This window comes from Mammaliicoccus sp. L-M44 (assembly GCF_022386355.1).
Classification (GTDB): Bacteria; Bacillota; Bacilli; order Staphylococcales; family Staphylococcaceae; genus Mammaliicoccus; species Mammaliicoccus sciuri_A.
The window spans coordinates 92,713-104,993 of record NZ_JAJNIU010000004.1 but is presented as its reverse complement, the minus strand read 5'-3'; the positions used below and the strand labels follow the sequence as shown (position 1 = coordinate 104,993).

Below are 12,281 nucleotides of genomic sequence, written 5' to 3'. Positions count from 1 at the left end.
ATTATTATTTTACCATTTTTCATTGCCTATACTTTCAAAAGATACTAGTAATGTATTTTCAGGTTTTTCATTGTAATTTTCAAAGATATTTTCGATTGTCAAATCAGATATAGATTTCTTTTTTTCGAGTACAAGAGATTTTCTAGTATCTTTGTCTTCTAATACTTCTTTTGGTTGTATTTGTAATTGTTTATTTATATGTTTAGATGTGTTGTTGCTATGTTTATTTTCGATTAGTTTCACATAAACACCTCCATAAAATATAAAGTATTATACTATTATTGTATCATTTTGTATATGTATCCGATGATGAATATAGTATGTATATCAACTGTTATGACCAAGTTATAATTTGTTATTATAATAAAATAAATTTTAGTAGTATAGTAATCGTTTTATTGGGTTTATTTTTTGTTTGTAAAGCTTGTAAATATGCTATATCATGATTAATAGAGATGGAAGTACTTGATTCATTCAAGTGATTCTTTTTTTATATTTATTGAATAAAAAGGAAGTGTAAATCATCGAAAAAGAAAAGAAAAGGTTACTTCGAAAAATGGTTAAACCATTTGAAAATAACAATTTAAAGAAAAGTACAATTCAAATTATAAACACAATCATCCCATTAATTGTGCTTATTGTTGTTGGCCTGGTAAGTTATCAATTACATTGGTCATTATCGGTCCTATGTGGTGTATTGGCATCTGGTTTTATTATTAGAACATTTATCATTTTTCACGATTGTTGCCACGGATCATTTTTGAGTAAGAAAAAGAACAATGATTTGTTAGGAAATATAACTGGGTTATTAACATTCTTCCCATATGAAAAATGGAGAAGAGAGCATATTATACATCATACGAGTAGCGGGAATTTAGAAAAGCGTGGTATTGGTGATATTTGGGTTATGACTATTGAAGAATATCATGAAGCTTCAAAGTTCACTCAATTTAAATATAGAATGTATAGACATCCGTTTGTGATGTTTATTTTAGGACCAATATTCCTTATGTTTATTTCAAACAGAATGAATGCTAAAGATGCGAAAGCTAAAGAAAAACGTAACACTTGGTTGCATAATATAATCTTGCTAGTTTTTTATGTCGGTATTTTCTTTATTGTAGGTGCAGTTCCATTTGTACTTGTATTTCTACCAATGCTGTTCATTGCAGGTATGTTAGGTATTTGGTTATTTTATATTCAACATACATTTGAAGATTCATATTTCGAAGAATCATCAGAGTGGGATTATGTAAAAGCCGCTATAGAAGGCAGTTCATATTATAAATTACCAAAAGTATTTCAATGGATGACAGGGAACATTGGCTACCATCATGTTCATCATTTAAGTCCAAGAATTCCAAACTATCAATTAGAACAAGCACACGAAAAGACACCACCATTACATCACGCAACAACCATAACAATTAAAGAGAGTTTAGAATCACTGAAATATAAATTATATGACGAGAAAAATAAATGCTTCATTACTTTTAAAGAATATACTTTAAGATTTAAGAGAACACATGCGTAAAAGTAATGATTTGAAACGGGACATTGAGTATGTCCCGTTTTTTTATTAGCAAGTTTGGTGAGAAGTGCAAATACTAGTGCCGTTATTAGCAATTTTGGTAAGAAGTGCAAATAAGGATCTCAGTAATTACAATTCTCAGTAGTTTTGTAATTAAGGCTGCTCATAGTGACACTTCAGCCGACTTTTGTAACTAACACCCCTGTTACGAACAAGTTTGGTCGAAAGTGTTCACAACGCCCCCATATGACCTTATATAATCCCCAGGCAAAGACTCACCAAAAATATAAGAAATGAATTAAAACAACTATATAAATTATTTCATTATTTTTAATTCTTGCTATAATGATAATTAATTGAAAAGTCAGTACATTTATTGGAAGGGTGAATGTCGTGAAGATTACGAAAATCTTAAATAACAATGTTGTGATTTCTAAGATTAATGGGGAAGAGCGCATTGTTATGGGGGCTGGTATTGCTTTTGGGAAGAAGAATGGCCAGGCGATTGAGAAAGATAAAATTGATAAGATTTTTAGAATGACGAGTGATGAACAAGAGAGAATGCTTACTTTAATTAAAGAATTAGATGATGATGTGTTACTCATTTCTCAGGAAATTATTGTTGAAGCAAATAAACTTTATAAGGAACCATTGTCTGAATCTATTTACATAGCGTTAACGGATCATATTAATTATGCAATTAAACGTCATAAAGAAGGGACAGTTATTAATAATCCATTGCTTTATGAAATTAAGCGATTATATCCAGATGAATATAAAATTGGTTTGTTCGGTATTGATAGAGTAGCTAAACATTTTAATCTCGATATGCCTAAAGACGAAGCTGGCTTTATCGCGATGCATATCGTAAACGCGAATATGAACGAGTCTATCTCAAACGTTTATGAAATTACAAAAATCACCCAGAGTATTGTAAATCTTGTAAGATATCACTTTAATTTAGATGTTTCTGAAGAAGAATTAAGTTACGCGCGTTTTATTACACATTTAAAATTCTTCAGTCAACGATTAATTAATTCTGAAAGTTTAGAAGAAGTGATGGATATATCTTTATTGGCATCTTTACAGAGAAAATATAGCGAATCCAACCGTTGTGTCGATAAAATTGGTGATTTTCTAAAAAGAAATTATAATCACGATTTATCTAATGACGAAAGGGTTTATCTTATTTTACATATTGCTCGATTATTAAAATCTTCATGAAAGCGTTGACAAATAAAATGTAAGCGTTATAATAAATTTAAATTAATAAACAATTACTTTAAACGGCAAGTCAAATTGCTGTTTGGGATTGTAACTTTAAGTAGGCAAAACCCAGAGTAATGCATAACGAACATTGGGATTCGTATGTATTATTCTGGGTTTTTTTCTATGAAAATGGAGGGATTTAAATGAAGTATGAAGCGTTAGCAAAAGATATCGTAGAGAAAGTCGGTGGTAAAGAAAATATCAATTCTTTAACACATTGTATTACAAGATTAAGATTTCAGCTGAAAGATACGGGGAAAGCTGATACAGAATATTTAAAGAATAAAGAAGGTATTGTGACGGTCATGGAATCGGGTGGCCAATATCAAGTTGTAATTGGTAATCACGTTCCAGATGTATATGATGCAGTTCGTAAAGAAGCAAATATGAGTGATGGTGCTTCTAGTGGTAGTTCATCAAGCAACGGATCACTATTTAATCGCTTTATTGATTTGATTTCAGGTATATTCCAACCAATTTTAGGCGTGTTAGCTGCAGCGGGGATGATTAAAGGTTTTGCAGCACTATTTTTAGCAATTGGTTGGCTTACTGAAAAGTCGGGAACATATCAAATCATGCATGCAATTGGTGATGCATTATTCTACTTCTTCCCAATATTCTTAGGTTTAACAGCAGCGAAAAAATTTGGCTCTAATCAGTTTATTGGTATGGCATTAGGTGCAGCACTTGTTTATCCAACACTTGTAAGTGCGATGGCGTTAGGTAATGAAAATGCAACGATGCTCTTTAGTGGCACATTCTTTGAATCAGAAAGTGCTTTAACATTTTTAGGCATCCCAGTCATATCAATGACTTATACACAAAGTGTTATTCCAATTGTGTTCTCAGTATTCTTCGCATCTAAATTAGAGAAATTCTTGAAGAAAGTTATACCAGATGTCGTGAAGACGTTCTTAGTACCATTCTTTACATTAATTGTTATTGTGCCATTAACGTTCTTAATTATTGGACCTATCTCTTCATGGGCAGCCAATTTAATTGGTGCAGGTGCAATAGGTTTATATAACTTTAGCCCATTATTTGCTGGATTATTGTTAGGTGCATTCTGGCAAGTCCTTGTTATCTTCGGTTTACATTGGGGACTAGTAGCCATTGCCATTAATAATATTTCAACATCAGGTTTCGATATTATTATACCTTTAACATTTGCAGCTTCATTTGCTCAAACAGGTATTGTGTTAGGTATTTTCTTTAGAACAAAGAATAAACAACTTAAATCTTTAAGTATTCCAGCATTTGTGTCAGGTATCTTTGGCGTAACAGAGCCTGCTATTTATGGTATTACTTTACCTAGAAAGAAACCATTTATTTATAGCTGTATAGTGGCAGGTATAACTGGCGCTATGATCGGTTGGGCAGGTACGAAAATGTTCTTTATGGGTGGACTTGGTATTTTCGGATATACAACATTTATAGGCAAAGCAGGTTTAGATATGGCATTCTGGATGTCATTAATCGCAACGGGTTCAGCAGTGATACTTGGTTTAATTGTCGGTTATTTAACGCATAGTGATAAGAAAGAAGCAACAATCGATAAAGGTGCTGACGCTGGAGAAACTGCACAAGAAGCAGTCGTAAATGATGTATTAGTAGAATCACCAGTATCAGGTAATATTGTAGATTTAACAACGATTCAAGATCCTGTCTTTTCATCTTTAGCAATGGGTAAAGGTATTGCGATTGAACCGGATAGCAATGTTGTTGTGGCACCATTTAATGGTGTTGTCGAAAGTTTATTCCCGACTGGTCATGCAATTGGATTAAAATCAGACAACGGTGCTGAAGTATTGATTCATATTGGTATTGATACAGTTAAATTAGAAGGCAAGTATTTCAAGCCGCTTGTATCACAAGGAGAAACAGTTGAAATCGGACAACCTTTAATTGAATTCGATAGAGAAGCAATTAAGCAAGAAGGATACGATACAGTAATTCCAGTTGTTGTCACAAATTCAAATTTAGCAAAAGATGTCGTTCTTGAAGATCATCAAACGATTGAATCAGGTAAACATATATTAACGGTTATTTTATAGAGGAGGATTTGAAATGAGTTTAAGTAAAGATTTCTTATGGGGTGGCGCAGTAGCAGCCAATCAATGTGAAGGTGCATATGATGTAGATGGTAAAGGATTAAGTTTAGTGGATGTTCTACCAGCAGGAGAAGAAAGACAAATTCCATTATTCAATCCAGCTAAAGGTTTAAAAGGAACATTTGATTACTACCCAAGTCATGAATCGATTGATTTTTATCATCGTTATGAAGAAGATATTAAACTATTTGCAGAAATGGGCTATAAAGTGTTGAGAATGTCTATTTCATGGCCAAGAATTTTCCCGAAAGGTGACGAAGCTGAACCAAATGAACAAGGCTTAGCTTTTTATGATAAAGTGTTCGACACTTTAAAAGCTTACGACATTGAACCTTTAGTAACATTAAATCATTTTGATACACCACTTTATTTAGCTCAAGAATACGGTGGCTGGTATAACAGAAAAACGATTGATTTCTTTGTGAACTACAGTCGAGTTGTATTTGACCGTTACAAAGATAAAGTGAAATATTGGTTAACACATAACGAAATCAACATGATTTTACACATACCTTATATTGGTGGTGGGCTCATTATTGAAGATGAAGCTAATGCTGAACAAATTAAATATCAGGCTGCACATCATTTATTAGTTGGTTCAAGTCTTGCTACTAAAGTCGGTAAAGAAATTAATCCAGATTTCCAAATTGGTTGTATGTTAGCTGCTGGAGAAGTTTATCCAAATACTTGTCATCCTCAAGATATGTTAGCAGCACTTCAGAAAAATAGAGAACAATATATCTTTATTGATGTGCAATCAAGAGGTGAATATCCAAGTTATAGTAAACGCATGTTTGAAGAATTAGGTGTAGAGATTCAACAAGAACAAGGCGATGCAGAAATATTAAAAGCACATACTGTCGATTTTATTTCATTCTCGTACTATTCAAGCAGATTAGAAAGTGGCGATGAAGAAGTTAATAAACAAAAAGGTGCCGGCAACGCATTTGCATCATTAAAGAATCCTTACTTAGAAGCTTCTGATTGGGGTTGGCAAATTGACCCAGTAGGTTTACGCGTTACAATGAATCAAATTTATGATCGCTACCAAAAGCCATTATTTATTGTAGAAAATGGACTTGGTGCGAAAGATGAAGTAACTGAAGACGGTAAGATTCATGATGAATATCGAATTAAATATTTAAGTGAACATTTAGACCAGATGATTGAAGCGGTTAAAGATGGTGTTGAATTATTAGGTTATACGTCTTGGGGTTGTATTGATCTTGTTTCAGCTGGAAGCGGAGAAATGAAGAAACGTTATGGCTTTATCTATGTTGATCGTGATAATCGAGGTAACGGTACTTTAGACCGTACACCTAAAGATTCATTCTATTGGTATCAAAAAGTGATCCAAACAAATGGTGAAGACTTAAGCTATTAAATTTCAACTATTAAAGGAGTAATGAATATGGAGACGAACACTGGGTTTAAAGAAGGCTTTTTATGGGGTGGCGCAACGGCAGCCAATCAAATAGAAGGTGCATTTGATGAAGATGGTAAAGGTTTATCAAGCGCGGACTTTGTAGAATATATTCCGAAAGATCAAAGAACGAAAGATAATCATATGGAAGTGACAACTGAACATATTCAGAAAGTGTTGAGTGGTGAACATACCGGTCGATTCCCTAAAAGAGAAGGTATTGATTTTTATCATCGTTATGAAGAGGATATTAAATTATTAGCTGAAATGGGATTTAAAGCATTTAGACTATCTATTCATTGGTCTAGAATTTTCCCTAAAGGATATGAAGAAGAACCAAATGAAGCGGGATTAGCATTTTATGAGAATGTGTTCAAAACATTAAAATCATATAATATCGAACCTGTTGTCACTTTGAGTCACTATGAAACGCCATATGGTTTAACAGAGCGATATAATGGATGGGTAGATCGCGCAGTGGTTGGACATTTTGAACATTATGTTAAAACTGTGTTTAATCGATATAAAGGTTTAGTGAAATATTGGATGACATTTAACGAAATCAATATTATTAATATTTCACCATTTACAGGTGGCGGTATCATTTCAGATAAGTTAGAGAATCCGACAGAAGCATCATATCAAGCGTTACATCATCAATTATTAGCATCTAGTTTAGCAACAAAAGCACTTAGAGAAATTGATGCAGATGCACAAATTGGTTGTATGTTAGCGAGAATGAAACATTATCCATATACATGTAATCCAGAAGATGTACTAAAAGCTATGCAAGAAGATCAAATGAATCTACTTTATACAGATGTTCATGCGTTAGGAGAATATCCAAACTACTATAAACAATTTTTAAAAGAAAATGATTTTTCATTAAATATTGAAGACGGTGACTTAGAAACTCTTAAAGCATATACAGTAGATTATATTTCATTTAGTTATTATATGTCGTTATTATCCGCAAACAGTGAAGAAGGAGAAGTAACAGAAGGCAACTTGATGAATAGTTTGAAAAATCCATACTTGGAAGCATCAGATTGGGGTTGGCAAATAGATCCAATAGGACTCCGTATCGTGCTAAATGAATTTTGGGATAGATATCATAAACCATTATTCATCGTAGAAAATGGATTAGGTGCGAAAGACGTCGTAGAAGAAGACGGAAGCATTCACGATACTTATAGAATAGATTATTTACAAAAACATATACAAGAAATGAAAAAAGCCGTACAAGACGGTGTAGATTTAATAGGCTACTTAGCATGGGGCCCAATCGATTTAGTATCTATGTCTACAAGTGAGATGAGTAAACGTTACGGATTTATATATGTCGATAAAGATGACGATGGTAACGGAACAGGCAATAGGTCTAAAAAAGATTCTTTCGACTGGTATAAAGGCGTTATCTCAACAAACGGCGCGCAATTATAGCATTGTATGTACAACTTTATAGCTGATTTAATGAATATCCGCATAATCTGACCACAATCAGATTATGCGGATTTTTTATGCAATAATGCAATCAGTTGCATTGATGTGAAATGTTTCGGATTATATAACGAAGTAGATTACACATCTATAACAATCAGTAAACGCTTACAATAAATACAGGGAGGTTATTTGATTGCTGAGTAAACGACAGAGAAATATATTGTCTTATTTATCATCTGAGAACAACTTCGTCACGATTTCTGAATTAACATCTTTATTTCAAGTGAGTGAACGTACGATTCAATATGATTTAGAGTATATCGAATCGTTTAAAGACAAATTGAATATTGATGTTGAAAGAAATAAAAGTTTAGGCGTCAAATTATCACATAAAGAAAGCTACATGGCATCATCTGATGTTGAGTTAGATATTCATTATTCCAAGAATGAAAGAAAAGAACAGATTATTCTAAGATTATTTGAATCTACACATCGAATCAGTTCTCAAAGTTTAGCAGATTTGTTAAATGTATCACGACGAACAGTTGTAGATGATTTGAAAAGTGTTCAAGCTTGGTTAGAAACATACGGGCTTATGCTGGAATATAAAAAGAATAAAGGCTTTGTAATTGAAGGTAATGAAAAGCAACTCAGAGAAGCGTATGCGCATGTGGTGAATGAATACTTTAAGAAATCTACTGCACAAATTGGTATTGAAGTATTCTCGAAAGAAGAGCTTGAGAAAATACGACGAGCTGTGATTACGACCATTAATAATCAAGATTTTCAATTAGTTCAAGTTGGTATTGATGGCTTAATATATCACATTATTATTGCGATTCATCGTGCCAAAGCAGAATTTGTATTTGAAATCCCTGATGAAGAGTATGAGCGGCTGCGTAAGACAGAGGCATTTCAAATTGCCATTCAAATGACTGCTGAGTTAGAAAAGTTATTTGATATCGTATTTCCTAAAAGTGAAGCGGCATTTATAACTTTGCATTTATTAGGTGCACGTGTAAACAAGTATCATCAAGAACAATCACAACAGAATATTACGGAACTATCTAAATTATTTATCCAAAAAGTCAGTGCTCAAATAGGTGTTCCGCTTATGCATGATCATAAATTGATAACCGGACTTGTCACACATTTACAACCGGCAATTCATCGCATGTCGTTCAATATGCAACATGAGAATCCTCTAAAGCAAGAGATATTAAGAGAGTATTATGAAGTTGTTTTAGCGATTAAACAACAAGTTTGGATATTTGAAGAAGCCTATCACGTTAAATTTAACGAAGATGAAATTGCATATTTAGCACTTCATATTGCATCTTCAATAGAACGCATGTCTAACGAGGAAACGACACATATTAAGGTCATCTTATTATGTGGTTCTGGTGTTGGGACATCACAATTGTTGAAAAGCCGAATAAAAAATATTTACCCAGAGTTAGAAATATTAGATGCCTTTTCAATATATGACATTTCAGAAAGTTTTCTTAAATCTCACGGTGTAGATTATATACTTTCGACCGTTCCAGTAGAAGGTTTTTCAGTGCCAACGATAGAAGTATCACCATTCTTGAATAAAGATGATAGAAACAAGATCAATGAAATGATTAATGATTATAGAGAACGATATATATCCAGTTTCAAAACGGTCGGTCCGAGTTTAAAAGATGTCATTCCAGAAGAACATATCGAAACACATGTGAAAGCTGGAAGTAGAAATGAAGCCATCCAAAAGAGTGTTGCAATGTTGGTGAATTCAAACCATGTAAATGCTCAATATGGTACCGATATTATGATGCATTTAGATAAATTTGGACCGTATATGGTCATTGGTCCGAATATAGCTTTACTTCATTCGAATTTTGAAAATGTAAATGTACCAGTGAGCATGTCTATTACACATTTTGAAGATGGCATAGACTTCGGTCATGATCGATTTGATCCTGTAAAAGTTGTGATTACACTTGCGACGAGCCAACCACAAATACATTTGAATGCACTTGGTCAGTTGAGTCAAATTATTATGGATGAAGACGCAAGGGCAGAATTAATGAAAGGAGAAAAAGCAGTAATACGACAACTCATAAAAAAAGCAAGCCAAAGTGAGGAGAGTGTCTAAATTTGACCTTGATTATAAAAGAAGAACACATTCAAATTAAAGAAAAAGTATCCAATTGGGAAGAGGGTATTCAAATTGCAGCTCAACCGTTATTGGAAGTGGGTTATTTTAATCAAGCTTATATCAATTCAATGATTCAAAGTGTGCATGATATGGGTCCATACATTGTTATTGCGCCAGAGATTGCGATTGCACATGCAAGACCGAATGATGATGTTCATAAAGTAGGGTTGAGCTTACTTAAATTAAATGAACATATTAATTTCTCGGATAACAGCCATTATGCATCGTTAATATTTGTTTTAAGTGCAATTGATAACGAAGCACATCTTGAAATTTTAAGGAAATTAGCAACTATTTTAAGCGACAAAGAAACAGTTCAATCACTGATTGACGCGAACAGTAAATCAGAAATTATCAATATATTTAAGGAGAATGATTAATATGAAAATTTTAGTAGTATGCGGACACGGTTTAGGAAGTAGTTTCATGGTAGAAATGAATGCACAAGAAGCTTTGAAGAATTTACAAGCACCATCTGATATTGAAGTAGAACACAGTGATATTATGACAGCTAGTCCAGATATGGCAGATATATTTATTTGTGGAAGAGACTTAGAAGAGAATGCGCAACGTTTAGGTGAAGTAGTTGTGTTAGATAATATTTTAGACAAAGAAGAATTACAAAACAAACTTGAAGAAAAATTAAAAGGATTGAACATATTATAAGCAAAGGGGAGACACCAACATGAATTCAATTTTAGGATTTTTTGTAGATGTATTTAGTCAACCAGCTATACTCGTAGCGCTTATCGCGTTAATCGGGTTAATTGTACAGAAGAAATCAGCAGCAGACATTACGTCAGGCACAATTAAAACGATACTCGGCTTCCTAGTCTTAAGTGCTGGAGCAGGCGTTGTAACAAATTCACTAGAACCTTTTGGAAAAATGTTTCAAGAAGCATTTGGTGTTCAAGGCGTCGTGCCAAATAACGAAGCCATTATATCAATTGCGCTGAAAGATTATGGTACAACAGCAGCATTAATTATGATGTTCGGTATGCTTGTTAACATATTTATAGCAAGATTTACGAACTTGAAATATATTTTCTTAACAGGGCATCATACATTTTACATGGCAGCGTTTCTAGCGATTCTTCTAACTGTTGGTAACATTACAGGTACGATGACAGTTGTTATGGGATCTATTATTTTAGGATTGATTATGGCTGTATTACCTGCACTTGGTCAATCTACAATGAAGAAAATTACGGGGTCTGATCAAGTGGCAATTGGTCACTTTGGAACAGTTAGTTATTGGGCTGCAGGTGAAGTCGGTAAATTATTTTCTGGGAAATCAAAATCAACAGAAGATATTAACTTCCCTAAAGGATTGAGTTTCTTAAGAGAAAGTACAATCAGTATCTCACTAACAATGATTGTTCTATATATCATAGCAGCACTATTTGCAGGTCCAAGTTTCGTTCATTCTGAATTAAGTGATGGCACTAACTTTATTGTCTTCTCTATTATTCAAGGTGTGACATTTGCTGCAGGGGTGTTTATCATTTTAACAGGTGTTAGACTGATCTTAGCTGAAATTGTACCAGCATTTAAAGGTATTTCTGAAAAGCTTGTACCAAATACGAAACCAGCATTAGACTGTCCTATCGTATTTCCTTATGCACAAAATGCAGTATTAATTGGATTCTTTGTAAGTTTCATTACAGGTGTCATCGGTATGTTTATTATGTTCTTAATTGGTGGCGTCGTTATATTACCAGGCGTTGTCCCACACTTCTTCTTAGGTGCAACAGCAGGTGTGTTCGGTAATGCAAGAGGTGGTATTAAAGGTGCAATCGCAGGTTCAGCATTAAATGGTATCTTAGTAACATTCTTACCATTATTACTATTACCATTCATGGGTGATTTAGGCGCAGCATCCACTACGTTCTCAGACACAGACTTCTTAGCAGTCGGAATTGTAGTCGGTTATATCGCGAAATTCTTAGGGATCGCAGGCGTTATTGCAATCATCGTTATCATTGGAGCAGTAGCCGTATTATTACAACAACGTACAAATAAAAAACTATCCGAAGAAAAGTAGAAAAAGGCTTAGGATATAATAGGAAAAACTGAACTTATTAAATTAAGTTCAGTTTTTTCGTGTGTTGGGAGTTAATAGGTATATGTGATGGCCGAAGATGTGAGTTAAAGGTGGAGTGAACACACAAGATCGCTGAAGATGTGAGTTAAAGGCTCAATAAACTCACGAGTTGATCAAAAAATTCTATTTCATACCATTTCTATAAGCATTTAATTGGCATGTTATTTTCTGATGGTGGTATAGTGTTATTTCATAAGGAG

General features: G+C 33.5%; 10 protein-coding genes. 9 read left to right on the top strand and 1 reads right to left on the bottom strand.

What is annotated here, in order from left to right:
- Positions 1-9: 9 nt before the first annotated feature.
- The gene (locus tag LQ611_RS03415; RefSeq protein WP_103360905.1) at positions 10-243 is read right to left on the bottom strand and encodes a hypothetical protein; all 234 of its coding nucleotides are present in this window, start codon (positions 241-243) and stop codon (positions 10-12) included.
- A 313-nt stretch (positions 244-556) separates the two neighbouring features.
- Here LQ611_RS03415 and desA point away from each other — a divergent pair, with 313 nt between their 5' ends.
- The 9 genes from desA to LQ611_RS03370 all read left to right on the top strand — a co-directional run bounded on the left by desA (position 557) and on the right by LQ611_RS03370 (position 12,021).
- Positions 557-1,534 (top strand): Delta(5) desaturase DesA, encoded by a 978-nt coding sequence (gene desA / locus LQ611_RS03410; protein ID WP_233670670.1) that lies wholly within the window; start codon positions 557-559, stop codon positions 1,532-1,534.
- 390 nt (positions 1,535-1,924) lie between these two features.
- Positions 1,925-2,755, top strand: a complete 831-nt coding sequence (licT, locus tag LQ611_RS03405; protein WP_142381244.1) for a BglG family transcription antiterminator LicT — start codon at positions 1,925-1,927, stop codon at positions 2,753-2,755.
- Positions 2,756-2,943: 188 nt separating this feature from the next.
- Positions 2,944-4,854 (top strand): beta-glucoside-specific PTS transporter subunit IIABC, encoded by a 1,911-nt coding sequence (locus LQ611_RS03400; protein WP_239709343.1) that lies wholly within the window; start codon positions 2,944-2,946, stop codon positions 4,852-4,854.
- A gap of 13 nt (positions 4,855-4,867) precedes the next feature.
- The gene (locus tag LQ611_RS03395) at positions 4,868-6,295 is read left to right on the top strand and encodes a 6-phospho-beta-glucosidase (protein WP_103360901.1); all 1,428 of its coding nucleotides are present in this window, start codon (positions 4,868-4,870) and stop codon (positions 6,293-6,295) included.
- A 27-nt stretch (positions 6,296-6,322) separates the two neighbouring features.
- The gene (locus LQ611_RS03390) at positions 6,323-7,777 is read left to right on the top strand and encodes a glycoside hydrolase family 1 protein (RefSeq protein WP_103360900.1); all 1,455 of its coding nucleotides are present in this window, start codon (positions 6,323-6,325) and stop codon (positions 7,775-7,777) included.
- Between the two features lie 193 nt (positions 7,778-7,970).
- Positions 7,971-9,914, top strand: a complete 1,944-nt coding sequence (locus tag LQ611_RS03385; protein ID WP_239709341.1) for a BglG family transcription antiterminator — start codon at positions 7,971-7,973, stop codon at positions 9,912-9,914.
- Between the two features lie 2 nt (positions 9,915-9,916).
- Positions 9,917-10,357, top strand: a complete 441-nt coding sequence (locus LQ611_RS03380; RefSeq protein WP_107565428.1) for a PTS sugar transporter subunit IIA — start codon at positions 9,917-9,919, stop codon at positions 10,355-10,357.
- Position 10,358: 1 nt separating this feature from the next.
- A complete protein-coding gene (locus LQ611_RS03375) occupies positions 10,359-10,643 on the top strand; it encodes a PTS sugar transporter subunit IIB (RefSeq protein WP_025906341.1) in 285 nt (94 codons plus the stop codon).
- 19 nt (positions 10,644-10,662) lie between these two features.
- On the top strand, positions 10,663-12,021 hold the full coding sequence (locus tag LQ611_RS03370) for a PTS ascorbate transporter subunit IIC (protein ID WP_025906343.1): 1,359 nt from the start codon (positions 10,663-10,665) through the stop codon (positions 12,019-12,021).
- The last annotated feature ends 260 nt before the right edge of the window (positions 12,022-12,281 follow it).